Genomic DNA, 24,403 nt, shown 5'->3' on the forward strand with positions numbered 1-24,403 from the left:
GAATGGCTGACGAAATCCCCCAGACCGGCGCTCCGGTCGAGGCCGGCAGCGCTCCTGCCGGTGATGCGCCGCAGAACCGTGGTCCGCGTGGCGGCCGTGGTCGTGGCGGCCCTCCGGGCGGTGGCAACAACCGTGGCGGTCGCGACAATCGCGGCGGTCGCGATAACCGTGGCCGTGGCGGCCCCGGTGGCGCCGACGACGGTGGCGAAGAGCTGATCGAGAAGCTGGTTCACATCAACCGCGTCTCGAAGACGGTGAAGGGCGGCAAGCGCTTCGGCTTCGCGGCGCTCGTCGTCGTCGGTGACGGCAAGGGCCGGGTCGGCTTCGGTCATGGCAAGGCGCGCGAAGTGCCGGAAGCCATCTCGAAGGCGACGGCCGCTGCCAAGAAGGCGATGGTCCGCGTTCCGCTCAAGGAAGGCCGCACGCTGCACCATGACGGCAACGGTCACTTCGGTGCCGGTCTCGTCACGCTGCGTTCGGCGCCGCAGGGCACCGGCATCATCGCGGGTGGCCCGATGCGCGCCGTCTTCGAATCGCTCGGCGTTGCCGACGTGGTGACGAAGTCGGTCGGCACGTCCAACCCGTACAACATGATCCGCGCAACCTTCGAGGCGCTGACCTCGCAGACCAGCCCCAAGGCTGTCGCGCAGCGTCGTGGCAAGAAGATCGCCGATCTGCTGGGCCGTGGCGGTTCACAGACCGCCGAGGCTGATGCCGCGGCTGTGGTGGAGTAAGACACGATGGCAACCATCAAGATCACGCAGACCGGCTCGCCGATCCGCCGCGAGAAGGATCAGCGCGCGACGCTGATCGGTCTCGGCCTCAACAAGATGCACAAGACGCGCGAACTGGAAGATACCCCCGAGGTTCGGGGCATGATCCGAAAGGTCGCGCATATGGTGAAGATCGAAGCGTAAGCTTCCCTCTGCATCGACAATAGGGAAGGGCCGTCACATCCGTGGCGGCCTTTTCTGTGTAAGGCTGCGGTGTTCTTCGCGGCCCAGAAACAGCGTGACAAAGGCGGTGCGTCTCGTTAGACGCTCCGCCTTCTATTCCATCAGCGCGACAAAAGCGAAAGCGAGTGCATCCCATGAAGTTGAACGAAATCCGCGACAACGCGGGCGCCCGTAAGTCGAAAATGCGTGTCGGCCGTGGTATCGGTTCCGGCAAGGGCAAGACCGCCGGACGCGGCCAAAAGGGCCAGAAGAGCCGTGAGGGCGTCAGCATCGCCGGCTTCGAAGGCGGCCAGATGCCGCTCCACATGCGTCTGCCGAAGCGCGGCTTCAACAACATCTTCGCCAAGGATTATGCCGAGGTGAACCTCGGCGCAATCCAGAAGGCGGTCGACGCCGGCAAGATCGCCGCTGGCGCATCGCTCGATCACGAGTCGCTCAAGGCCGCTGGCCTCGCGCGCGGTGGCAAGGATGGCGTCCGTTTGCTCGGCAAGGGCGAACTGACCACCTCGCTGACCTTCACCGTCGCTGGCGCGTCGAAGGGCGCGATCGAAGCAGTCGAGAAGGCTGGCGGTTCGGTTTCGGTGATCGCGGTCGTTCCCGCCGCTGAGAAGGCTGCCGCTAAGAAGGGCGTCAAGTACCGCGAGCGCAAGGCCGACAAGGCCGCCAAGATCGCCGCCAACGCGTGATCTTTATGCCCCGTCGCGGCCAAACGCGACGGGGCGAACGTGGCGCGGGAACGCTCCCGACCACAATCGCGCTAGGCAACCCCAAACGCATGACTATATGAGCGGCGGGGCGGTTAAACGCTTTCCGCCGCTTTTGTTTCCTACGACCGTAGTTCGGGACGATTTCCAGCATGGCATCCGCAGCCGACCAGATGGCATCCAGCATCAGCCTGTCGAAGTTCGCACAGGCGACCGATCTCAAGAAGCGCCTTTGGTTCACGATCGGCGCGCTGATCGTTTTCCGGCTGCTCAGCTATGTGCCGCTGCCGGGCATCGACCCGACCGCGCTCAGCCAGCTCTCGCAATCGACGAGCGGCGGCGTGCTCGATTTCTTCAATGCGTTTTCGGGCGGCTCGCTCAAGCGCATGAGTCTGACCGCGCTCGGCGTGATGCCCTACATCACCGCCTCGATCGTGATCCAGCTCGCCACCTCGCTGTCGCCGACGCTGGCGGCGATCAAGAAGGAAGGCGAGAGCGGGCGCAAGCGCCTCAACCAATACACCCGCTACGGCACGGTCGCGCTGACGGCGGTGCAGGGCTATTTCATCGCGGTTGGCTTGGAGACGCTCGGCGCCAACCAGGGCGTTCAGGCGGTGGTCGATCCCGGCATGATGTTCCGCGTCGCCGCGGTTATCTCGCTGATCGGCGGCACGATGTTCCTGATGTGGATTGGTGAGCAGATCACCAGCCGGGGCATCGGCAACGGCATGTCGCTCATCATCATGGCCGGCATCGTCGCCAACCTGCCGACCACGCTGTACAATCTGTTCGAGGGTGGCCGGTCGGGCAATCTCGACGGCTTCCGCATCGTCGGCATCATCGTCGCGGTGGTAGGGCTGGTGTTGTTCATCTGCTTCATGGAGCGCGCCCAGCGCCGCATCCTGATCCAATACCCCAAGCGCCAGACCCAGCGCGGCATGCAGGCCGATCGCAGCCATCTGCCGCTCAAGATCAACACCGCCGGCGTGATCCCGCCGATCTTCGCCTCGTCGCTACTGCTGATGCCGCTGACGATCATGCAGTTCGCCGGCAAGCGCGTCGAGGGCAATAGCTGGTGGAGCGACGTCATCCTGACGCTCAACCAGTATCTCCAGCACGGTTCGCCGGTCTACATGCTGCTCTATGGCGCGGGCATCATCTTCTTCTCGTTCTTCTACACCGCGGTTGTGTTCAACCCCGAGGAGACGGCGGACAATCTGAAGCGCTACGGTGGTTTCATTCCCGGCATCCGGCCCGGCAAAAACACCGAAATCTATTTCGATTATGTGCTGACGCGCATCACCGTGATCGGTGCGGGCTATCTGGCGATCATCTGTCTGCTGCCCGAAGAGCTCGTGTCGATGCTCCAGATTCCCTTTTATCTGGGCGGGACCAGCCTGCTGATCGTGGTGAACGTGACGATGGACACGGTGACTCAGATCCAGAGCCACTTGCTTGCGCATCAATATGGCGATCTAATCAAGAAATCGAAGCTGAAGGGCGGCCGCCTGCGTTAAGCGGGGCGGGGTAGAGAATAGGGGACGGACACTCGTGAACATCATTCTGCTTGGCCCGCCGGGAGCGGGCAAGGGCACGCAAGCGAGCCGGCTTGAGACGACGCGCGGGATGGTGCAATTGTCGACGGGCGACATGCTCCGCGCGGCGCGCAAGGCCGATACGCCGCTTGGGGCTCAGGTTGCGGCAGTGATGGACTCGGGCGCGCTCGTCTCCGACGAGATCGTCTCGGCGCTGATCGACGACAAGCTCGGCACGCTGTCGCCCGATCAGGGCACGATCTTCGACGGCTATCCGCGCACCGCAGCGCAGGCCGAATCGCTCGACGCGATCCTCGCGCAGCATGGCCGCAAGCTCGATACGGTGATCGAACTCGACGTGAACGAGGATGCGCTCGTTGAGCGGATCGTCGGTCGCTACACCTGCGCCAAATGCAGTGCGGGCTATCACGATCATTTCAAGCAGCCCGCCGTGGCCGGGGTGTGCGACGTGTGCGGCTCGACCGAGTTCAAGCGCCGCCCCGACGACAATGAAGAGACCGTCCGCACCCGCATGGCCGAATATCGCGCCAAGACGCTGCCGATCCTGCCGCTCTACGAAGCGCGTGGCATCGTCGCCAAGGTCGATGGCATGGCCGATATCGACGACGTGAGCGCGCAGATCGCCGGCGTGCTCGACCGATAACGGCCGGCACTTGCCAACCGGGCGTTAGAACGCGCGCGACCCGGCTGCGCCTTCGGTCGTCAGCAGGAACTGCGGATCGGATGATGTAGCCGGGCGCTCGGGAAAGTGCCTGTCCCATTTGCCGTGCTGCCGCGACGCGATCGCGAAGGTGTAGACCGCTGCGTTCGGTTCCTGCGTCCACGAGAGATACAACAGCTCGAACCCCTCTTCTTCGAACAGCCGCGTGGTCGATTGCGGCGAGAACCGCCAGTAATCGCCGTAATCGGCATGTTGCGGCTGGAGCCACGGCAGCACGATGATGACGATGTCGGACGACATCGCGCAGAGGTTGTGGAACGCGCGTCGGAAGTCCCAGATGTGTTCCAGCGTCGTGTGGTTGAAGACGGTGGCGAACTTCCCAGACAAATCGGGCGGCAGATCGGCCTCCAGATCGAGAAAGATCTCATTGTCCGCGCCCTGCAGCGTGCCCTGATCGGTTCCGTAGTTGGTGATGCTCCACGACGAGGCCGAAGGGAAATAGCTTCGGTAAAAGCCGCCCTCCTTGTCGCGATCCTCCCATGCACTCACGTTGACCGCAGCGCCTCCGAACAAAGGTGCGAAACGGCGCAACTCCGCGTTCGACCAGCGCCTCGGCACGCTGAACGCGGCCGATGCGGAATCGCGCGGCAACAATCCGGCTCGGCGTGCGACATGTCGAACGATGGACGTAACGCCTGTCATGGCAAGCTTCCTCTCCTGCGTGGTATCAGAGGCGGCTACAGCGGCCGGGCCGGCGTGTCCGGCGGTTCTTCATCCGATCCGGTGGCAACGGCCACATGACAGCTTCGTCATCCTCGCTTCACCGAATCGCGCCCGCACTGCCGTTAGAAGCTTGGCATGGCTAATGTGCTTTGGCCGATACCATTTCCGAGATCGGCGTCCGCACTCCCGGGGGCGCCGTTGGCCGGCGGAAGGTTATCTTTCCGCCGGCCTCAATCCGTTCTAGGCTAGAGGGCCCGTCTGGAATGTCGCAGCCCATGACCCGCAAGATCCTGATCGTCGAAGATGACGCCGCCACCGCCGCCTATCTGGCCAAGGGGCTGGGCGAGGCCGGCTTCTCGATCGAGACTGCGGTCGACGGGCGCGACGGGCTGTTCCTCGCCAGTGAGGGCATTTTCGATCTCGTCATCGCCGATCGGATGTTGCCGGGGCTCGACGGTTTGGCGATGATCGGTGCGATCCGCGCGGCGGGCATCCGCACGCCGGTGCTGATGCTCTCCGCGCTGGCGACGGTCGATGACCGCATCGACGGGCTGAAAGCGGGTGCCGACGATTATCTCTGCAAGCCGTTCTCCTTTGCCGAACTGTTCGCGCGGATCGAAGCGCTGCTGCGCCGGGTCGATCTCGCGGTATCCAAGAACCAGGTGACCAAGCTCAGCGTCGGCGATCTCGAGATCGACCTGCTCGCGCGCACGGTGACGCGCGAGGGGCGGGCTATCCCGCTTGGCGCGCGCGAATTCAACCTGCTCGAATATCTCGCGCGCCATGCCGGGCAGGTGGTGACGCGCACGATGATGCTGGAGAAGATCTGGAACTACCATTTCGATCCGGGCTCGAACGTGGTCGATGTCCATATCGGGCGGCTGAGACGCAAGATCGAGGATGGCTTCCGCGCGCCGATCCTGCATACCGTGCGCGGTGCCGGATATCGACTCTCTGCCGACGGTTAAGCGCCCGTTCCGCCTCACCGTCACCGCGCGGATCGCGTTGCTGGCGATCGCGCTGGCGTTGATCTCGAACCTCGTGCTGGTCGCGTTCGTGTGGCGGCAGATTCACGACGATTCGATCGATGCGTTGCGCCGCGACACGATTGAACAGTCGGATGCGCTCGTCTCGGTGTGGCGCTCGGGCGGGATGCCGGCGCTGTCGCGGGCGATCGCCGAGGCGCGCGCGCCGGGGGATATTTCGCTGATCCTCGCCGTCGTCGACGGCGGTGGGGTACGGCGGATCGGTGTCGGCCCGCGGGATATCACGCTGGTCGGCGCGCCCGAACCCACGACTTTCCGTATCGGCACGCTCGGCGGCGCCCGGCCCTGGTCGGAGCGCGAGGCCGGGTATGCGGTACGGCGGATCGGGATGGATTTCCTCATCAGCGGGCGCTTGCTCGATGATTGGGAGCAGGAGCAGCGCGGTATCGAACAGGCGATGGTCGCGGCGACGTTGCTGTCGTTGGTGCTCGGCATCCTGGTCGGGCTGGCGGTGACGCGCTACGTCGGCCACCGCCTCAATGAAGTGTCTGACGTGATCGAAGGCGTCGCCGCTGGCGACCTGACTCGCCGGGTGGGCGGACTGGCCGGCGGCCAGGACGCATTCGACCGGCTCGCCTCGCGGCTCAACGCGATGCTCGACAAGGTCGAACGGCTGATGACAGAATTGCGTGTCGTTACCGACGGTTTCGCGCACGATCTGCGCTCGCCGCTAGCGCGGTTGCGCAGCAAGGCCGAGGCGGCGGTGCTCCACAGTGACCCGGAGCAGCGCGAGGCGGCGATGAGCGGGCTGCTCGTCGAGACCGATCTGGTGATGCGGATGCTGACCACGCTGATCGAGATCAGCCGCGCCGAGTCGCTCTCACGCGACCGTTTCACCAGCGTCGATCCGGCGGCGTTGGTCGAGGAGATCGCCGAACTGTACGCGCCGGTGGTGGAGGATGCCGGCATGGCGTTCACCACCGCGATCGAGGGCGACGGCGCGCGGGTGATCCTGCACCGCGAATTGATGATACAGGCGATCACCAATCTGATCGACAACGCCTTGCGGCACGCCGGGGCGGGTGGCGCGGTGACGCTGCGGTTGATACCGGACGAGGGCTGGCTGCGCTTCCAGGTCGAGGATCGCGGCCCGGGCATCGCCGAGGCGGACCGTGCGCAGGCGCTGCGCCGTTTCGGGAGGCTCGACCGCGCACGTACCACGCCCGGCGCAGGGCTGGGGATGGCGCTGGTCGAGGCGGTGGCGCGGCTGCATGGCGGGCGGCTGGAACTGGGCGACAATGCGCCGGGTCTGATCGTCGCGATCGTGGTGCCGCTTTAGCGACCGCGAGCCGGCTTGATCCGCTTGACAGCGTGGAGCCGAGTCCTTACGTGCGCTTCTCTCCGACACACCGGCTACGGCGGCGCTCATGGCGCGCGCCGCAATTGTGCGTCTTGGAACAGGCAACGCGTTGAGATGGGGTATGCAGCCATGCAGACCCTGTGGAGCAGGAGAACAGATTTCATGGCACGTATCGCGGGCGTCAACATCCCGACCAACAAGCGCGTGGTGATCGCGCTCACCTATATCCACGGTATCGGTAATACCAAGGCACAGCAAATCACCGCCAAGCTGGGCATCGCGCCGGAGCGCCGCGTTCAGGATCTCACCGATTCGGAAGTGCTGCAGATCCGCGAGACGATCGACGCAGATATCACCGTTGAGGGCGATCTGCGCCGTCAGACCGCGATGAACATCAAGCGTCTGATGGACCTCGCCTGCTACCGCGGCCTGCGTCACCGCAAGGGCCTGCCGGTTCGGGGCCAGCGCACGCATACCAATGCGCGCACCCGCAAGGGCAAGGCGAAGCCGATCGCGGGCAAGAAGAAGTAATCAGTCCGGGGGACTGATTCAGCTTTTTCTCCGCCGGAGGCGCGCCGGGCGCTACCGCCCGCCGCCTTCCGTCTCAGGATATAGGAATAGGACGAAAAAATGGCACGCGAACCACAGCGCATCAAGCGCCGCGAGCGGAAGAACATCACGTCGGGCGTGGCCCATGTGAACGCCAGCTTCAACAACACCATGATCACGATCACCGATGCCCAGGGCAACGCGATCTCGTGGTCGTCGGCAGGCATGATGGGCTTCAAGGGCAGCCGCAAGTCGACTCCGTATGCGGCGCAGGTCGCAGCCGAGGACGCCGGCAAGAAGGCCGCCGAGCACGGCGTCCGCACGCTCGAAGTCGAGGTCAAGGGCCCCGGCTCGGGCCGCGAATCGGCGCTGCGCGCGCTCCAGGCGGTCGGCTTCCAGATCACCTCGATCCGGGACGTCACCTCGATCCCGCACAACGGCGTTCGCCCCTCGAAGCGCCGCCGCGTCTGAATTCGTCTCGTCCGTGCGCGGTTGATCGCCGCCGGTCGCGGACGATTCGCCCAAGGCCGGAGTTGCCCTCCTGCTCCCGCCCAAAACCAAGGGGAAGCCCGTGTCCGTCAATGCTAAGAACTGGCAGGAATTGAAGAAGCCCAACGGCCTCGAAGTGAAGCCGGGCGGCGATGCCAAGCGCAAGGCGACCTTCGTTGCCGAGCCGCTCGAGCGTGGCTTCGGCCTGACGCTCGGCAACGCGCTGCGCCGTGTGCTGCTGTCGTCGCTCCAGGGTGCCGCCGTCACCTCGATCAAGATCGAGAACGTCCTGCACGAATTCTCCTCGCTCGCCGGCGTGCGCGAGGATGTGACCGACATCGTCCTCAACGTGAAGCAGATCGCGCTGCGTATGCAGGGCGAGGGGCCGAAGCGCCTCCAGCTCTCGGCGACCGGCCCGGCCACCGTCACGGCGGGCGACATCGCGGTTACGGGCGACATCGAAGTGATGAATCCCAAGCTCGTGCTGTGCCATCTCGATGACGGCGCGACGCTCAACATGGAACTCACCGCCGATGTCGGTAAGGGCTATGTCGCAGCGGTCGCCAACCGTCCGGCCGATGCGCCGATCGGCCTGATTCCGGTCGATGCGCTGTATTCGCCGGTGCGGCAGGTGTCGTACAAGGTTGAGAACACCCGCGTCGGGCAGGAACTCGATTACGACAAGCTCACGCTGACGATCGAGACCGATGGCACCGTCACCCCCGAGGACGCGGTCGGCTATGCCGGGCGCATCCTGCAGGACCAGTTGGCGCTGTTCGTCCACTTCGACGATTCGGCGATGACCCGCTCGGCGCCGGTCGGCGTTGCGGCACCGGCCGCGACCAGCGAGGTTTCGGGCGATACCCAGCAGATCAACCGTTACCTGCTCAAGAAGGTCGACGAGCTCGAACTGTCGGTGCGCTCGGCCAATTGCCTCAAGAACGACAACATCATCTACATCGGCGATCTGGTCCAGAAGACCGAAGCCGAGATGCTGCGCACGCCGAACTTCGGCCGCAAGTCGCTCAACGAGATCAAGGAAGTGCTTTCGTCGATGGGTCTCCGTCTCGGTATGGAAATCCCCGGCTGGCCGCCCGAGAACATCGAAGAGATGGCGAAGAAGCTCGAGCAGGAAATCATGGGCTAAGTCGCACCGGGTTAGCGCAAGCTAACCCGGAGACGACGTCAGCCCGGCCGGCGGTGCCGACAGGCACCGTCCGACGACGCGGCTTCGCTGCGGCGCTGTTTGCAAGAACTGGCCCCCCGCCTTCGCGGGGGAACATGGCGGTGGTGGCGGCCTCAACAGCCACCAGGTCTGGGGTTCCGTGACACGGCCCCTTAACGAACGAAAAGGATATACCAATGCGTCATCGTGTAGGCGGCCGTAAGCTTCAGCGGACCTCGGCCCACCGCATCGCGCTGTTCCGCAACATGTCGGCAGCGCTCATTAAGCACGAGCAGATCACCACCACCGTCGCCAAGGCGAAGGAACTGCGTCCCTACGTCGAGAAGCTCATCACGCTCGCCAAGAAGGGTGGTCTTTCGAACCGCCGTCTCGCGCACGCGCGGCTGCTCGATGATGCGCAGTTGGTGAAGCTGTTCGACGTGCTGGCCGATCGCTACGCCTCGCGCAACGGCGGCTATACCCGCATCGTCAAGGCCGGCATCCGCGCTTCGGACGCGTCGCCGATGGCGATCATCGAGTTCGTCGATCGCGACGTTTCGGCCAAGGGCCAGGATTCCGGCCCGGTAATGTCGGACGAGGATTACGAGGCCGCGTAAATCTCCGTTCGCCCCGAGCGAAGTCGAGGGGCAGGCGTTGTGCCCTGTGTCTCGACTGCGCTCGACACGAACGGTTTGAGATCGAGTTGAGAAAGGAGTCGCACCTGCTACGGTGCGGCTCCTTTTTTCGTTTTCGGAGTGTCCGATGCGCCGCGCCATGCCGTTGATCGCGCTTGTTCTTTCCGCCCCCGTTCTCGCCCAGACCAGCAAGGCCCCGACCATGACCTATCCCGCCACCCCCCGCGTCGATCAGGTCGATGAGCAGTTTGGGGTCAAGGTCGCCGATCCGTATCGCTGGCTGGAGAACGACGTTCGCACCGATGCGAAGGTGAAAGCGTGGGTCGATGCGCAGACCGCGACCACCAGCGCATATCTCGCGACCTTGCCGGGCCGCGATATTCTCGCCGCGCGGCTCAAGACCTTGCTCGATTACGAGCGGTTCGGGATTCCGGTGAAGAAGGGCGGGCGGTATTTCTACACGCACAACGCCGGCTTGCAGAACCAGGCGGTGCTGTTCGTCCGCGACAGCCTGACAGGCACGGGCCGCGTGCTGATCGACCCGAACACATGGTCGAAGGACGGGGCGACCGCGCTGTCCGAATGGGTGCCATCGGAGGACGGCAGCAAATTGCTCTACGGCGTGCAGGATGGTGGCACCGACTGGCGCACGCTCAAGATTCTCGATGTCGCCAGCGGCACGGTGCTGCCCGATACGGTCGAGTGGGTGAAGTTCTCCGGGCTGGCCTGGGCGAAGGACGGTTCAGGCTTCTATTACTCCCGCTTTCCGGCGCCGCCGTCGGGCGAGAAATTCCAGGCACTCAACGAGAACCAGAAAGTCTATTTTCACAAGCTCGGCACGCCGCAGGCGAGCGACCGGCTGATCTACGAGACGCCCGATCATCCCAAGCGTGGCCACGGCGCGCAACTGACCGAGGACGGCAAGTGGCTGGTCATCACCACCACCGAAGGCACCGACAATCGCTATGAGATCACCGTCATCGATCTGACCGCGCCGACGCCGACCCCGCGCACCATCGTCAAGGGGCTGGTCAACGAGTGGACCCTGGTCGGCAACGCAGGCGGCACTTTCTACTGGTCGACCAACAAGGACGCGCCGCGATTGCGGATCGTCTCCACCAACCTCTATGCGCGCTCGGCCGACGTGCTGATCCACGAGGTCGTGCCCGAGGACAAGAACGGCGCGGTGCTGGAGAGTGCGTCGATCCTCGGCGGCAAGATCGTCGCCGACTATCTGGTCGATGTGAAATCCGAAGTGCGCCGCTACAGCCTCGACGGTACGCCCGCAGGCAAGGTCGCGCTGCCCGGCATCGGTGCGGTGACCGGCGGCAGCGGCACGCAGGATGACAGCGAGGCGTTCTACGCCTTCACCAGCTTCGCCACGCCGACGACGATCTACCGTTACGACGTGAAGACCGACACGTCGACCGTCTGGGCGCAACCGAAGGTCGCGTTCGATCCCGCCGCGTACGCGGTCGAGCAGCGTTTCTACGCATCGAAGGACGGGACGAAGGTGCCGATGTTCGTCGTCCGTCGCAAGGATGTGACCGCGCCGGCGCCGACGTTGCTCTATGCCTATGGCGGGTTCAACATCTCGGTAACGCCGGCGTTCTCGGCGACGCGGATCGCGTGGCTGGAGCAGGGCGGGGTGCTCGTGGTCGCCAATATTCGTGGCGGCGGCGAATATGGCAAGGCGTGGCACGACGGCGGTCGGCTCGCCAACAAGCAGAACGTGTTCGACGATTTCATCGCGGCGGGCGAATATCTCAAGGCGGAAGGCATCACGTCGAAGGACGGCCTCGCCATTCAGGGCGGATCGAACGGCGGCCTGCTGGTCGGCGCGGTCACCAACCAGCGGCCCGATCTGTTCGCGGCGGCGCTGCCAGCGGTCGGCGTGATGGATATGCTGCGCTTCGATCGGTTTACGGCCGGGCGCTATTGGGTCGATGATTACGGCTATCCCTCGAAGGAAGCCGATTTCCGCACGCTCTATGCCTATTCACCCTATCACAACATCAAGGGTGGCCGGGCGTATCCCGCGATCCTCGCGGAAACCGCGGACACCGACGATCGTGTCGTGCCGGGGCACAGCTTCAAATATGCGGCGGCGTTGCAGGCGGCGGATATCGGCCCGAAGCCGCATCTCATCCGTATCGAGACCCGCGCGGGCCACGGCAGCGGCAAACCGACCGACAAGGTGATCGCCGAGACGGCGGACGCATGGGCGTTCGCGGCGAAATGGACCGGGCTGGCGATCAAGCCGGTCGAATAGAACGAGCAGGGGCGCCACGGCGCCCCTGCCGATAGGTCAACGCGCCGAGAGCGCCGTCACGGTCTTGAGCGCTTGCCGCGCGACCGTATGCGACCAGATCGCGTCGCCGAAGCGTGTTTCCAGCATGACATTGTCGAGCGCGAGCGCGCGACGATAGTGGTTCATCGCCTCGCCTGGGCGGTCGGCGCGCAGATAGGCCTGCGCGAGTTCGATCGCGGTGCCGCCATCGTTCGGGTTCACCGAGGCAACGGCCTCGAGCGTGGAGATTGTGCCGATATTGGCGGGGGCGGCCACTGCCGGAACCGCCGACAGCGGCGCGGCGACAAGCAATGCGAGAGCAATCATCTTAGCCATGAGATCATCCTTCCAAATCACCGCGTTTTGCGATGTTACAGAATGATGACACATATGGGTCATATTTGTGAAATGGTTTTTTGTTACAGTTTCCCAACCCACGGCGCGGGCTGGCGCGATGGGGCGCGAGCCGGTATCGGCTCGCCATGACACATCCCACTGATTCGATACTGCCCGACTCCGTCCTGATCGTCGATTTCGGCAGCCAGGTGACGCAGCTTATCGCCCGACGCGTTCGCGAAGCGGGCGTCTATAGCGAGATCGTACCCTTCACGACTGCCGCAGAGGCGTTCGCGCGAATGCAGCCCAAGGGCGTGATCCTCTCGGGTAGCCCGGCCTCGGTGCTGGACGAGGGTTCGCCGCGTGTGCCGCCGGTGGTGTTCGAAAGCGGCGTGCCGGTGCTCGGCATCTGTTACGGTCAGCAAGTGATGATGCAGCAGCTCGGCGGGCAAGTGGTGCTCGGCGAGTCGGGCGAATTCGGGCAGGCGTTCATCGAAATCCAGGATGATTGCGTGCTGTTCGACGGGCTGTGGGCTCCGCAAGAGCGTCATCAGGTCTGGATGAGCCACGGCGACAAGGTGATCGAATTGGCACCCGGCTTCCGCCCGGTCGCGGTCAGCCCCGGTTCGCCGTTCGCGGTCGTCGCCGACGATGCGCGCCGCTATTATGCGACGCAGTTCCACCCCGAGGTGGTCCACACGCCCGACGGCGCCAAATTCCTCGCCAATTTCGTCCGCCACGTCTGCGGTCTTTCCGGCGAGTGGACGATGGCCGAGTTCCGCGCCGCCAAGATCGCCGACATCCGCAAGCAGGTCGGCGTTGGAAAAAATGGGGGCCGGGTGATCTGCGGTCTGTCGGGTGGCGTCGATTCGGCGGTGGCGGCGGTGCTGATCCACGAGGCGATCGGCGAGCAGCTCACTTGCGTGTTCGTCGATCATGGGCTGATGCGCAGCGGCGAGGCCGATCAGGTCGTCAGCCTGTTCCGCAATTCGTACAACATCCCGCTCGTCCATGTGAATGCCGAGGCGACCTTCCTTGCGGGCCTCGCCGGCGTTACTGACCCGGAGAAGAAGCGCAAGTTCATCGGCGCGGCGTTCATCGATCTGTTCGAGGCTGAGGCGAAAAAGGTCGGCGGCGCCGATTTCCTCGCGCAAGGCACGCTCTACCCCGACGTGATCGAGAGCGTCAGCTTCACCGGCGGCCCTTCGGTGACGATCAAGAGCCACCACAATGTCGGTGGCCTGCCCGAGCGGATGAACATGCAGCTCGTCGAGCCGCTGCGCGAATTGTTCAAGGACGAGGTCCGCGCGCTCGGTCGTGAACTTGGTCTGCCCGAAGCGTTCGTCGGGCGGCATCCATTTCCGGGGCCGGGCCTCGCAATCCGCATCCCCGGCGAGGTGACCAAGGAGCGCTGCGACATTCTGCGCAAGGCCGATGCGATCTACCTCGAGGAGATCCGCAATGCCGGCCTGTACGATACGATCTGGCAAGCCTTTGCGGTCCTGCTGCCGGTGCGCAGCGTCGGCGTGATGGGCGACGGCCGCACCTACGACAACGTGCTGGCCTTGCGCGCCGTCACCTCGACCGACGGCATGACCGCACAGGCCTTCGAGTTCCCCGGCGGCTTCCTCGCGCGCGTCTCTACCCGCATCGTCAACGAGGTGCGGGGCGTCAACCGCGTAACGTACGACTATACGAGCAAGCCGCCCGGCACGATCGAGTGGGAATGATTTAGGCCCTCCAGAGGGGGCCGAGACTACGCCGGAATACGACGTAAGTACCTGATAAAATTTATTTTTATCACAGAGACATTCAATGACAATCGGTGGGCAGCATTCAAATCCGTCGGGTGATCCGACGGTATCGCCTCCTCTTGTCCGTCGCCAAAATCGCGGTTACCGTCAGGGATACAACAGCCCCTGACGGTAATTTGTTCCGCCTAAGTCACTGGAAACGGTGCGCTTTTTGGGTCGGGAGAGGTGCGTTTTAGGGGTGACGGTAAAAATGATCGGAGGCCCTTGCGATGTTGACCGATGCAGCACTCAAGCATTTGAAACCAAAAGAGAAAGCCTACAAGGTTTCGGACCGTGACGGCATGTATGTGCGGGTCGGGACGAATGGCACCATCTCCTTTCGCCTGGATTACCGTCTGAACGGCAGGCGCGAGACCGTAACTATTGGAAAATATGGGCCTTCCGGCCTTTCGTTGGCGCGTGCGCGTGAGAAGTGCATCGACGCCAAGCGTATGGTCCAGGAAGGGCTATCGCCTTCAATTGAAAAGCAAAGGGACAAGCGCCGGATCAAGGAAGCCACGAGCTTTAGCCAGTTCGGCGAGAAGTGGCTGGCTGCGGCGCCTATGGCCGATAGCACCCGCGCGATGCGCCGCTCGATCTTCGAGCGTGAGTTGCTGCCTGCGGGGTCGCGCCCTTCAAACGATCACGGACGTTGAAAACGGCTACCTTCAGCGCGCCGATAACCGCGGCACGGTCCTGCTGGATGCCGCGCTCCGGGAGCGGTTCATCGTTCGGGAGCATCTGAGAGACGGGCGCCTCAACATTCACCTTCCGCCGGCCGATCCGACGTTCGTTGTGGGCGACGAAATGGATGTGATCATTGGGCTGACCGACCGGGCCATGCCTGAAGCCCTGTTTACCGCGCCGATCCGCATCAAGCTCGTGCCGGAGCGCGTAACGGAAGAGGACAACGCTGCGCCGCGCCTTGATCGCCCCAAGCCGAAAAAGGAAGCAGGGTCAGGGCACCCACCCATGGGCTTCCGCATTTTGCTCTGCTGACGCGCGACGGACGCACCGTCGCGAATGTCGAGACCGAGAAATGGCCGGAAGGGTTTACCGAGCATGACGGCGGCGAGGTAACGGACCTCGGCAACGGCGAGACGCTCTACAAGATCAATTACGACAATGCCTACCATCTCCGGTGTCGTACGACCCAGCGCAGCAGCGTTGCAAAGGAAGTCGTGACCGAGAAGTTCGTGCTCGGGATGCGCATCCTTTTGCTGGGATATGAGCACGCGCTACGATCGCTCAGGGAAAAGAGCGATGACCCGGCCGGCCTTGGCGAGTTCGCGGACGATTTCCGGCGAATGGCTGCCCGCGGTGCCGCATCGACCGTGCTGGCGCTGGCGGAGAATCTCCCGAGGATTGTTGATTCGTCATCCCTGGCAGCAGAGGATGCGGAATAGTGTCCGTCGACCGGCGGTCGCCGCTGCCGATTATAGGCCGAAGCTGACTATGGAGTGCGCGCGTGGATTTGGCGACGAAGACCGACCCTGAGATTGAGACGTGGATCAAAAACCACGAAAATAGCCGTGCGACGACCGCGCCGTTGTATCACCTGCTGTTGGAAGAACGCGTGCGCCGTTTCCAGCTCAAGCAGCTCCTCGATTTTGATCGGTCGCTCGATCATCTCAAGCAGGCGGCAATCGACAGGGTTTGCACATCCTATGGGTCCTTGGCCGCCGCAAGCAGTGTGGACTGGTCCAAAGCTCGCCATCAAATGAACGGACCAAACGGTCATCTCGATCGACTACTCGACATCTGCCATGTTCGCGGCTTGCCTTTGCTGACGGCGATTTGCGTCAATCAGGGCAATGTGACCGACGGCGAGCTCGGCGAAGAGGCGCTCGCGGGTTTCGTCGCCGGTGCGCAGCGGTTGGGGATCGGCGTGAGTGACGGGCTGGCCTTTCATCACCAATGTCGTGACGAATGCTGGGCATGGGGGCTTGAGCAACACCGGCCCAAGCGGGCGTCCTAGCTCAAACCGAGCACGCCGAATGACCCAAAGATCGCCGTCCGCCAACGCGCGCGTGATGATCGATCGGTTGCACCAGAACCCTTCACCGTTGTCCTCAGCATATTCGCGCTCGAGCCAGCCGAGCGCGGTGGCGAGATCTGCCGAAATGGCCTTCTGCACAGCACATCGTCACTTCTTCTGCCAAGGACCGCCACTGGGCCATTCGCCGGCAAAGGCGGCACCTTGGCTCAGCGCCGGCGGCATCACCAGCGCCGCGATTTGCGCCTGGATCGCCGCGAATGGTTCGGGCGCCAGCGCGATTTCGGTCCGCCGCAGGAACGTTGTCCATTGAGCCTGCTTCTCGTCCGCGAAGGCGGGCGTGAGCGCCGGGGGCGTCTCGGCGGGCAGCGGGGTTTGGCGGCGATTGAAGGTGGCCTGGATGGCGCGCGACAGCACGGCGCCATCAAACGCGAACGATCCCGCGATCGCCCAGATGTCGTAGAAATCCTTGAGGCGCGTGCTCAGCATGCCGAGCGCGACCATGGCGTGGAATTTCTCGGCCACGACCATTTCGGGCGGATAGGCCCGAAGATGCGCGGTGGGCTGGCCGAGCAGCGACGGATATTCAATCTCGTGCGCGCCCGGTGTGATCGCGTCGCCATAGCCGATATCGACGTGCATCGGCAGGCGCGCGCCGGCGAGTTCGGCGACGAAGTCGATACGGACGCCGGCATATTCATCCTCGGCGCGGGCTGCGGCTGCGCGCTGGGTTTCGGGCCGGAACACGATGCCGTCGTCATCGACTGCGACGCCAAGGATTTCCTGAAAAACCGCTGCGAGCTGCTCGGGCGCGTTCTCGCCGATGCCGAGCAGATCGAGGTCGCCGGTGGCGCGATAGGGGGCGGCCGCCCACAGGCTGAACAGCATCGCGTCCTTGAGTACGAACCGCTCGCGATGTGGCGACACGCTCAGGCGGAAGAGCAGGCGTTCGATGACATAGCGAGTCATCAACAGCTGTGCGTTTTCGCGGCGCTCGCGGGCGCGCGCCGTCAGCCGGTCGTGCACTGAGATCGCCATGTTCTTGGGCGGCCGGCTCATGTCATGGCTTCGAGATAGGGCCGGATCACCGATTGGACCCGATCGAGCTGCGCATAACGGTAGATCGCATTGAGGTCCGGCCGGGGCCGGGACTTCATGAAATCGCGCAGCGCCTCGACCGCCACGTCGATACCGATCTTGTTGCGGTGCTTGAAGCAATCGGCGACGGTCTTGGCCGGTACGGTGATGGGCACGGGAACGCCGTCGATGATGTACGTCTCCACGCCCGCTGTCAGCGCTTCGCCGCTCGCGCGGACGATCTTCAGCGCCACGGACGGATTCACCGGTGCCCACTCCTTTTGGCCGAGCATCATCCACACCGCATGGGGGATCTGCGTGGTCAGCTCGTGGAACTGCAGCGCCGAGAGCAGGCAGATGATTCCGCGTGGCTGGATACGCACTGCCTCGGCCAGGCTCGTCGCACTGTCGACGTCCGCATCGGCCAGCTTGTAGAGGCCGCGGCCGATCTGCTGGAGGACGCCTTCATCGCGCAGTCTTTGCAGGGTCGCGCGCGTGACGCCGGCCGCGTCGAAATCGCGGCCGCGCGCAATGCCGCGGTGGCGGACGACCTCCAGGGCCCGTTCTCTATGAGTGGTCGGTTCCATGCGGCATGATATAAGTCCTCGGTATTTACATACAATGACCAAGGTTTTGTATCATTCCGTCGGATGCGGCCTGACCCGACCTTAGCCACCGATGCGTGGGGGGAATGCTTTCCCCTGACGGCCAGCCGAGGGCTGGCCGTACCCCTTCTGCGGGGGGCCGCCCCCCACAACGCCCCGGATGGCACGCGGAATCGAGGGAGCGCACACTGCCAGCTTCTGGTGAAGCCGGTCAGGGTGCGCGCGTTCTCGCGCCCGCGTTGCACTCTTTCTCTGTCCGGAGGGCACGGCGGCGGCTGGCCCCCAGGCCCGCGCGCACGCCGCCGCGCCGGCCGGCCGGCCGCCGCAAGGGTGCGTTTCTGTGGCGCCGCGAGCGGCGCGGCTGCTTGGGGCTCTGCCCCCGGCGCCCTTCGGATCGTCTTCCGCCCAGCTTCCTCCCCCCGGCTCAAGGCCGGGGTCCGTGCAGCCGGTTCCCCGCGAAGCCGCCCCTCCGGTTGCACCCCCGGGTCTCGCCGACGGGCAGGGTTTCAGCGCGGCGCTCCGCTGCGCGGAAACCCAAGCCCAAGGAGCAGCAAGATGACCGATACCGTTCAGATCGAAACGACCGAGCAGGACAGCCGCATCCTTTTCGTGCCGCTGAACAAGCTCAAGAAGTCGCCCAGGAATGCCCGTAAGGTGCCGCATAGCGAGGCCACGATCGAAGCGCTGGCCGCGTCGATCGCGCACAAGGGCCTGATCCAGAACATCGTGATCGAGCCGGAGATCGTGGACGGAAAGCCGACCGGCTTCTATCTGGTCACCGCAGGCGAGGGCCGCAGGCTGGCCTATCTGCTGCGCGCCAAGCGCAGGGAGACCAAGAAGACGCAGGCGGTGCGGTGCTGGCTCGTCATCAACACCGATCGCCGCACCTATCACCTCGAACTGCGCGCGACCTCGACGACCTACATGGCGTCCGTATTTTGGGCCTATCCGCAGGACCGCCTGATCGCGCTGCGAGGCCAGAATATTGCCGCCGCCGCGGCCGCGCCGGTCGCGTCCGGGATCGACATCGCCGCAATCAACTTCCGCTACCGGATCGAGGGCGACCAGCCGCCCTGGCGGCCGCTCCGCGCCTTCGACGACGGGCGCCAAGTCTATATCGAATTCCCCGCCGGAATCGGCCAGGGCGAGATGCCGCCCTTGTTCGTCATCGGCGCGGGCGGCAACGGCGAACTGGTGAACTATCGCGTCAACGGCCACCACATGATCGTCGATCGCCTGTTCGCCGCCGCCGAACTGAAAATGGGCGACAAGGCGTCCGCCCAGCGCGTCCGGATCGAGCGCACCGACGGAAGGTCGCGGCGATGAGCGATATCGACCGGGGTCGCGACGAAGACGCCGCCGATCGGCCGCTCGGCAACGAGCCGCCGCCCGACCTACGCCTGCGCGGCGAACCGCCCAGGGTCATGCGCCTATCTCGCCGGGCGCTCGCCGCCATGGGCACGGTGGCCTGCGTCGGGATCGGCGGCGCCCTTATCTATGCCCTGCAGCCGCCGGCCAAGAAGACGGCGGAAGAGCTATACAATACCGACAGCCGCACGACCGCCGAAGCCATCACCAGTGCGCCCAAGAACTACGGTGACGTCCCCAAGCTTGGACCGCCTCTGCCCGGCGATCTTGGCCGACCGATCGTGAGCGCCCAGCAGCGCGGCGAGACGATTCCGCCGCCGCCGATGGGCCACCCGAGCGAAACCTCGCCGCAGACGCCGGCCCAAACCGCCGCCCAGGCGGCGCGGCAGCGGGCGCTGCAGGAGCGCGATTCCGCTCGGACCAGCGGCGTCTTCCTCGGTGGCCAGGCGGCGGGCGGTCGCGGTGCTGGATCCACGGCCGGTACGTCCATGCTAGCCGGCTCGGATTTTTCCTCGCCAGCGCTGGCCGCGCTCGCCGGACCATCTTCGGCGGCAGCGGCGACCGCGACGCCGGCCGGCAGCGCCCGGCGCGCCTTCCTCAACGGCGAGGTTGACCACCGCACGCCGAGCGCCGAGCGGCTCAGCGCGCCCGTCTCGCCTTATGTGGTCCAGGCGGGCAGCGTTATATCCGCCGCGCTGATCACCGGGCTGCGCTCCGATCTTCCAAGCCAAGTAACCGCGCAGGTCACCGAGAATGTCTATGACAGCCCGACTGGGCGGATACTGCTAGTCCCCCAGGGCTCGCGGCTGGTCGCCGATTATGACGACCAGGTCGGCTTCGGCCAGCGCCGGGTTCTGCTGGCGTGGACACGGCTGATCCTGCCCGACGGCCGCTCGATCGTGCTCGAGCGGCAGCCGGCCGGCGACGCGGCCGGGTTCGGCGGCCTCGAAGACAAGCTCGATGAACATTGGATCGGCCTCGCCAAGGCGGCAGGTCTCTCAACGCTGTTGAGCTTTGGCGCCGATCTCGCGACCAACAGCGACGACGACCTTGTCCGCGCGCTGCGCGAGGGTGGCCAGACCACCTTCAACCAGGCCGGTCAGGAGATCGTCCGACGCCAGCTCAATATCCCGCCGACTCTCACAATTCGCCCAGGCTTTCCAGTGCGGGTGCTGGTCAGCCGCGACCTCGTGCTGGAGCCTTGGAGGGCGGCACGATGACCGCGCTAAAGCTCAGCGCCATCACCGAGGAGCGCCCGGTCAAACTGGCGGTCGAGCTGCCCGCGGCCGTGCATCGCGATCTCGTCGCCTATGGCGAGGCGCTCGCCCGCCAGACCGGAGAAGCCCAGCCGATCGAGCCGGCGCGGCTGGTTGCGCCCATGCTCGCCCGCTTCATGGCGACCGATCGCGGCTTCAAAAAGGGTCGCAGGCCTTACGGCGGGTAGCGTTCCCCGACGAGCTTGAGGAGCCGGGATAGCGCCGGGCTCGAATTGTCGCTTCGCCAATACCCCGCATAGGCGATGTGGCAGATGTGTCCGGACATCTCGTGGATATCGCGCAGAACGATGCCGGGCAGGATTCGGCCAAGCGTCGTGTCCGTCGTGAGCGTAACGTAGCGTCCGATTGGCACCAAATTAGCCACGTTCTCGCGACTGACCTCCTGCGTTTCTACGTCCGGCTTCCAACCCGGCTCGATGAGCCGAGCCGTGACCATGCCGGCGAGGTCGCTTCCCGGATCCTGTCGTGGGAGAATGAATCGTTCGCCGCGCAGGTCGGGCCAGTAGATGCGCTCTTTTTGAGCAAGTGTATGGCCCTCATGGACCATTATCATGACGCGCTCGGTCCACATCGCGCGGCGCTGCAGTCCGATCTCCGGAATATCTCCGCTGATTACGGCGAAATCGATCGAGCGCGTATGCAACGCTTGTGTCAGGCTCCCTACGGACTATGAACAACTTTTCCTGAGCGGCGTGGTCGAGTTTTGTAACCTGTGCCAGGCGGCCATCGAATACCCTCCGTAAGTTGCCATCAGGCGAGGTGCGGGGGGAACCGTCATCATGAAACCTTTTAGCTTTGGCCAAAGCTCTGCGTGCGCCCCGAATTCGATCGGATCAGTTCGCATCGGTGCGATCTTTCAAGGGTGGCGGGTTCGTCAGGTGTTAGGAGTCGCGACTCTTTGCATGTCGATGCTCGGTGCCACTAGGCCTGCAAGCGCACAAACAACCGTGGGAGAGCCTGTCGTCGAAGACCGCGCGGGGCGCTCTGCGGCACCCATGTTGATGCCCAGAGAAATCGTCGAGCCAATGGTGCCCGGGGGCCTGCAAAGCGAAGCAGAGAGTAGGGCAGCGGAAGGATCGATCACGGTCGCAATCCAAGCAGAGGCCGTGATCTATCTAAATCCGGCGAACCCACGGAGCGGAAATTTTGGTCAGCTCTTTCACGATCGTGCGAATGCCCCCCAGCTGAACCAGGTTCTTCTGACCGTCTCCCGCACGCCAATAGCGCCGGAAGGGGTCTACGGTGTGGGTTTCAATTTTCAGGCGATGTACGGCAGCGATGCGCGGTACGATGGGATTCTCGGCATCAACGACGACTGGATCAGCGCTCGTAACCAGATCGCTATCAGTCAAGCCAACGTCGCAGCCCATCTGCCGTGGCTGACAAATCGCGGGGTCGACCTGAAGATCGGAATCCTCCCGGGAGCTATGGGTATCGAGACCCTCGACCCGCACCTTCGGCCGTTTTTCTCGCTGAGCTACACGGCCAATTTCCTGGTGCCGTTTCAGCACGTCGGTGCGATCGCCACTGTCCATGTTGGCCCCCATCTCGACGTTTTTTCCCAGTTGGACAGCGGCAATCAGGTCTCATTCGGTGGAGGGGATCACAACGGCGCGCCCGCAGGATATTTGGGGATGGTTCTCCACGATCTGGATGACGGCCGCCTCTCGATTTTTGCGACGACGCGGATCGGCCCGGAGCTTCCGCGCAGACTGTTCCCACATGCCGATAGCCAGATGAGGTACTGGAACGACGTTAGCGTGCTCTACAATCCAACGAAGACGGTATCGCTGGGGCTTGAAGCAAATTATCTCTACGACGAAGGTCTGCGGGCAGCCACCTATGCATTGATGGGCTTCGCCACGTACAAAGCCAATCCTCGACTGTCGCTGAGCGTTCGAGCCGAAATCTATCGCGACGAAACCGGGCAATTCACAGCGCTGTTTCTAGGCAATCAGAGCTTTATTAAATCTGTTGCAGGTGATCCTGCTCAGGTCGTCACGGGGCCCGGCGCAACATATGGCTCTTGGACTGCCGGCGCGAGCATCCGGCCAGCCGTTCTTCAGAAGCTTGCGCAGGTAATTATTCGACCGGAAATAAGATACGACCGATCGCTCAGCAATACGCGACCATTCAACGACCTCAAGGATCGGGGCGCTTTCATGGCGGGCGCAGACCTGATCATCGGCTTCTAAGCTTTCATCATGGGAGAACGTCAATGACTGGAACACTCCGCATCGCTTGCGCACTGCTCGCTTCCGCCACGGCAGTTCCCGCCACCGCTACGCCCGCAGGCGCGGTCAAGAACGTCGTGCTTGTCCACGGCGCCTTCGCCGACGGGTCGGGTTGGGCTGCCGTTTCGGACATCCTTACTAAGGACGGCTACAAAGTCACCATCGTCCAACAGCCGGAGACCTCGCTCGAGGACGACATTTCGGCGACCAACCGCGTGCTCGATCTTCAGGACGGCCCTACCGTCCTCGTCGGTCATAGTTACGGCGGAATGATCATCACCGGTGCCGGCAACAACGCGCACGTGAAGAGCCTTGTGTATGTCGCGGCCTTCCAGCCCGAGGTCGGGGAGAGCCTTGGGTCTCTTGGTGCAAGCAAGCCCCCGGCCGGCACATCCGTCAAAACGACCGCCGACGGCTTCCTCTACCTCGACCCGGCGCATTACCATGCCGACTTTTGCGCCGATCTCCCGGCTGCGCAGGCAGACTTCATGGCCCGCTCCCAGGTCTTTCTCTCGGTGAAGGCCGCATCTGCCACCGCGACCGTGCCGGCCTGGAAGTCAAAGCCCAGCTTCGCAATCGTTGCGACCAAAGACCGCGCGATCAACCCCGAGCTCGAGCGCTCCATGTATAAGCGCTCGCACGCTGACACCATCGAGATCGCGGCGAGCCACGCCGTATACGTCTCGCAGCCGGCCGCAGTTGCCGCGCTGATCGAGAAGGCTGCCCGCTAACTCCCCGCCTGGCAGCCTTAGGCGGCGGACGACGCCCCCCGTCCGCCGCCTCTTATTGCTACCGGCCGGTCGAAAAAATCGCAACCTCGTCAGAATGCATGTCGGTCGCGATGTGTTCGCAGCCGGCCGCGTTGAGGGCATCCATCTGCAACGCCAAATCCGGATCCGGGGTGGACACCCGCGCATAAGCCCGAAGGCGCCGTACAACCCCAAGGAATGGGCCGAGCAGGCGCAGTTTGACAGCGCCATGGGCTACAGGGCTGCCCTGCAGCTCTACTCTAAATGCGCTACACCGCTCCGCAAGATTTCTTCGACCAAAGCTTCGACGCCGACCCCTGGAGATAACTCCCTGCCCACGGCGCTGAGCCGTCCATCAATCAGCAAGGTCGACAGACCATGAACCATGGACCAATGCGCCATGGCACGGCCGAGCAGGGGTAAGGAAATTGGCTTTCTGTCTGCTTCGTCCACGCTGGCTTCGGGAAGTAGCATCGCAAACGCGGCGCCGCCGGCGGCGGACAGCGCATGGTTGGACCAATCGAGCTGTTCCGATCGGAACATCAGCCGGAAAAGCCCAGGCGCGGACCGGGCAAACGCAACATAGCCGCGGCTCAGTCCCGCCATGTGCTGAGTGGGCTCCGCGTTTACCACAGCATCGAGAAGATACTGTCGAAGACGGAGGAAGCCGGATGCCGCCAGTTCGCTGAGCAGCCCTGAAAGGTTTCCGAAGTGGTGCGCTGGGGCGCCATGTGATACCCCCGCCTCACGCGCCGCCGCACGCAGGGTGAGAGCAGCAATACCGTCTCGCTCGAGGATTGTCTCGGCGGCGGCGATCATCGCCTCCCGCAACGCGCCATGATGATAGGTCTGGCTCATCGCGCTTTGCATGCCTGCGAGATCGGGCGACCGGCG

28 protein-coding genes are annotated in these 24,403 nt (G+C 64.1%); 22 read left to right on the forward strand and 6 right to left on the reverse strand.

Features of this window, described 5'->3' with window-relative positions; translation table 11 throughout:
- The first annotated feature begins 2 nt into the window (after window positions 1–2).
- The 5 genes from rpsE (at window position 3) to EWE75_RS09310 (ending at window position 3,859) form a co-directional block, all read left to right on the forward strand.
- Entirely contained in the window at window positions 3–734 is a 732-nt protein-coding gene (rpsE, locus tag EWE75_RS09290) for a 30S ribosomal protein S5 (protein ID WP_130156713.1), read from the forward strand.
- 6 nt (window positions 735–740) lie between these two features.
- Window positions 741–917 carry a 50S ribosomal protein L30 gene (gene rpmD, locus EWE75_RS09295; protein ID WP_069206795.1) on the forward strand — a complete coding sequence of 59 codons (177 nt, stop codon included), beginning with the start codon at window positions 741–743 and terminating at the stop codon, window positions 915–917.
- Window positions 918–1,090: 173 nt separating this feature from the next.
- Window positions 1,091–1,642: a 50S ribosomal protein L15 gene (gene rplO / locus EWE75_RS09300; protein ID WP_130156715.1), complete on the forward strand. Its 552-nt coding sequence runs from the start codon at window positions 1,091–1,093 to the stop codon at window positions 1,640–1,642.
- Window positions 1,643–1,812: 170 nt separating this feature from the next.
- Entirely contained in the window at window positions 1,813–3,177 is a 1,365-nt protein-coding gene (gene secY, locus EWE75_RS09305; protein ID WP_130156717.1) for a preprotein translocase subunit SecY, read from the forward strand.
- Window positions 3,178–3,211: 34 nt separating this feature from the next.
- Entirely contained in the window at window positions 3,212–3,859 is a 648-nt protein-coding gene (locus EWE75_RS09310; protein WP_130156719.1) for an adenylate kinase, read from the forward strand.
- Window positions 3,860–3,883: 24 nt separating this feature from the next.
- Here EWE75_RS09310 and EWE75_RS09315 read toward each other — a convergent pair whose 3' ends face one another.
- Window positions 3,884–4,528: a hypothetical protein gene (locus EWE75_RS09315; RefSeq protein WP_130156721.1), complete on the reverse strand. Its 645-nt coding sequence runs from the start codon at window positions 4,526–4,528 to the stop codon at window positions 3,884–3,886.
- Window positions 4,529–4,875: 347 nt separating this feature from the next.
- Here EWE75_RS09315 and EWE75_RS09320 point away from each other — a divergent pair, with 347 nt between their 5' ends.
- From EWE75_RS09320 to EWE75_RS09350, 7 genes are all read left to right on the forward strand, one after another.
- Window positions 4,876–5,568, forward strand: coding sequence for a winged helix-turn-helix domain-containing protein (locus tag EWE75_RS09320; RefSeq protein WP_130156723.1), 693 nt, complete (start codon window positions 4,876–4,878; stop codon window positions 5,566–5,568).
- Window positions 5,537–6,925, forward strand: coding sequence for a sensor histidine kinase (locus EWE75_RS09325; protein WP_231708289.1), 1,389 nt, complete (start codon window positions 5,537–5,539; stop codon window positions 6,923–6,925). Before EWE75_RS09320 ends, EWE75_RS09325 begins: the two co-directional genes overlap by 32 nt.
- Window positions 6,926–7,108: 183 nt before the next feature.
- Entirely contained in the window at window positions 7,109–7,477 is a 369-nt protein-coding gene (gene rpsM, locus EWE75_RS09330) for a 30S ribosomal protein S13 (RefSeq protein ID WP_130156727.1), read from the forward strand.
- A gap of 99 nt (window positions 7,478–7,576) precedes the next feature.
- Window positions 7,577–7,966: a 30S ribosomal protein S11 gene (rpsK, locus tag EWE75_RS09335; RefSeq protein WP_034161671.1), complete on the forward strand. Its 390-nt coding sequence runs from the start codon at window positions 7,577–7,579 to the stop codon at window positions 7,964–7,966.
- Window positions 7,967–8,066: 100 nt separating this feature from the next.
- Window positions 8,067–9,131: a DNA-directed RNA polymerase subunit alpha gene (locus EWE75_RS09340; protein ID WP_130156728.1), complete on the forward strand. Its 1,065-nt coding sequence runs from the start codon at window positions 8,067–8,069 to the stop codon at window positions 9,129–9,131.
- A gap of 215 nt (window positions 9,132–9,346) precedes the next feature.
- Window positions 9,347–9,766 (forward strand): 50S ribosomal protein L17, encoded by a 420-nt coding sequence (gene rplQ / locus EWE75_RS09345; protein WP_069206788.1) that lies wholly within the window; start codon window positions 9,347–9,349, stop codon window positions 9,764–9,766.
- Window positions 9,767–9,911: 145 nt separating this feature from the next.
- Window positions 9,912–12,056, forward strand: a complete 2,145-nt coding sequence (locus EWE75_RS09350; RefSeq protein ID WP_130156730.1) for a prolyl oligopeptidase family serine peptidase — start codon at window positions 9,912–9,914, stop codon at window positions 12,054–12,056.
- 36 nt (window positions 12,057–12,092) lie between these two features.
- Here the strand turns inward: EWE75_RS09350 and EWE75_RS09355 are convergent, their stop codons facing one another.
- Window positions 12,093–12,410: a tetratricopeptide repeat protein gene (locus EWE75_RS09355; RefSeq protein ID WP_231708290.1), complete on the reverse strand. Its 318-nt coding sequence runs from the start codon at window positions 12,408–12,410 to the stop codon at window positions 12,093–12,095.
- 146 nt (window positions 12,411–12,556) lie between these two features.
- Between EWE75_RS09355 and guaA the strand changes: the two genes are divergently transcribed.
- The 5 genes from guaA to EWE75_RS09380 all read left to right on the forward strand — a co-directional run bounded on the left by guaA (window position 12,557) and on the right by EWE75_RS09380 (window position 16,181).
- Window positions 12,557–14,140: a glutamine-hydrolyzing GMP synthase gene (gene guaA, locus EWE75_RS09360; protein WP_130156732.1), complete on the forward strand. Its 1,584-nt coding sequence runs from the start codon at window positions 12,557–12,559 to the stop codon at window positions 14,138–14,140.
- Between the two features lie 293 nt (window positions 14,141–14,433).
- Window positions 14,434–14,859 carry an Arm DNA-binding domain-containing protein gene (locus EWE75_RS09365; protein WP_165388318.1) on the forward strand — a complete coding sequence of 142 codons (426 nt, stop codon included), beginning with the start codon at window positions 14,434–14,436 and terminating at the stop codon, window positions 14,857–14,859.
- Window positions 14,810–15,202, forward strand: a complete 393-nt coding sequence (locus EWE75_RS09370; protein WP_130156734.1) for a hypothetical protein — start codon at window positions 14,810–14,812, stop codon at window positions 15,200–15,202. The genes EWE75_RS09365 and EWE75_RS09370 overlap by 50 nt, the downstream gene beginning before the upstream one ends.
- 182 nt (window positions 15,203–15,384) lie before the next feature.
- Window positions 15,385–15,609: a hypothetical protein gene (locus tag EWE75_RS09375; protein WP_130156736.1), complete on the forward strand. Its 225-nt coding sequence runs from the start codon at window positions 15,385–15,387 to the stop codon at window positions 15,607–15,609.
- A 62-nt stretch (window positions 15,610–15,671) separates the two neighbouring features.
- The gene (locus EWE75_RS09380; protein ID WP_130156738.1) at window positions 15,672–16,181 is read left to right on the forward strand and encodes a hypothetical protein; all 510 of its coding nucleotides are present in this window, start codon (window positions 15,672–15,674) and stop codon (window positions 16,179–16,181) included.
- Window positions 16,182–16,349: 168 nt separating this feature from the next.
- Here the strand turns inward: EWE75_RS09380 and EWE75_RS09385 are convergent, their stop codons facing one another.
- A complete protein-coding gene (locus EWE75_RS09385) occupies window positions 16,350–17,258 on the reverse strand; it encodes a nucleotidyl transferase AbiEii/AbiGii toxin family protein (RefSeq protein WP_130156740.1) in 909 nt (302 codons plus the stop codon).
- Entirely contained in the window at window positions 17,255–17,863 is a 609-nt protein-coding gene (locus EWE75_RS09390) for a type IV toxin-antitoxin system AbiEi family antitoxin domain-containing protein (RefSeq protein ID WP_130156742.1), read from the reverse strand. Before EWE75_RS09390 ends, EWE75_RS09385 begins: the two co-directional genes overlap by 4 nt.
- A gap of 573 nt (window positions 17,864–18,436) precedes the next feature.
- Here EWE75_RS09390 and EWE75_RS09395 point away from each other — a divergent pair.
- From EWE75_RS09395 to EWE75_RS09405, 3 genes are read left to right on the forward strand one after another with little or no spacing between them, the layout of a single operon-like run.
- Entirely contained in the window at window positions 18,437–19,207 is a 771-nt protein-coding gene (locus EWE75_RS09395; protein ID WP_130156744.1) for a TrbG/VirB9 family P-type conjugative transfer protein, read from the forward strand.
- The gene (locus EWE75_RS09400; protein WP_130156746.1) at window positions 19,204–20,469 is read left to right on the forward strand and encodes a TraB/TrbI/VirB10 family type IV secretion system protein; all 1,266 of its coding nucleotides are present in this window, start codon (window positions 19,204–19,206) and stop codon (window positions 20,467–20,469) included. The genes EWE75_RS09395 and EWE75_RS09400 overlap by 4 nt, the downstream gene beginning before the upstream one ends.
- On the forward strand, window positions 20,466–20,693 hold the full coding sequence (locus tag EWE75_RS09405; RefSeq protein WP_130156748.1) for a DUF2274 domain-containing protein: 228 nt from the start codon (window positions 20,466–20,468) through the stop codon (window positions 20,691–20,693). The genes EWE75_RS09400 and EWE75_RS09405 overlap by 4 nt, the downstream gene beginning before the upstream one ends.
- On the opposite strand, the gene EWE75_RS09410 is transcribed toward EWE75_RS09405, so the two are convergent.
- On the reverse strand, window positions 20,681–21,181 hold the full coding sequence (locus tag EWE75_RS09410; RefSeq protein ID WP_130156750.1) for a LysR family substrate-binding domain-containing protein: 501 nt from the start codon (window positions 21,179–21,181) through the stop codon (window positions 20,681–20,683). The genes EWE75_RS09405 and EWE75_RS09410 overlap by 13 nt on opposite strands.
- A gap of 340 nt (window positions 21,182–21,521) precedes the next feature.
- Here EWE75_RS09410 and EWE75_RS09415 point away from each other — a divergent pair, with 340 nt between their 5' ends.
- Window positions 21,522–22,721, forward strand: coding sequence for an outer membrane beta-barrel protein (locus EWE75_RS09415; RefSeq protein WP_165388320.1), 1,200 nt, complete (start codon window positions 21,522–21,524; stop codon window positions 22,719–22,721).
- Window positions 22,722–22,744: 23 nt separating this feature from the next.
- A complete protein-coding gene (locus EWE75_RS09420; RefSeq protein WP_130156754.1) occupies window positions 22,745–23,491 on the forward strand; it encodes an alpha/beta fold hydrolase in 747 nt (248 codons plus the stop codon).
- 273 nt (window positions 23,492–23,764) lie between these two features.
- Here EWE75_RS09420 and EWE75_RS09430 read toward each other — a convergent pair whose 3' ends face one another.
- On the reverse strand, window positions 23,765–24,367 hold the full coding sequence (locus EWE75_RS09430) for a TetR/AcrR family transcriptional regulator (RefSeq protein WP_165388321.1): 603 nt from the start codon (window positions 24,365–24,367) through the stop codon (window positions 23,765–23,767).
- Window positions 24,368–24,403 lie beyond the last annotated feature (36 nt).

This window comes from Sphingomonas populi (genome assembly GCF_004208535.1).
Classification (GTDB): domain Bacteria; phylum Pseudomonadota; class Alphaproteobacteria; order Sphingomonadales; family Sphingomonadaceae; genus Sphingomonas; species Sphingomonas populi.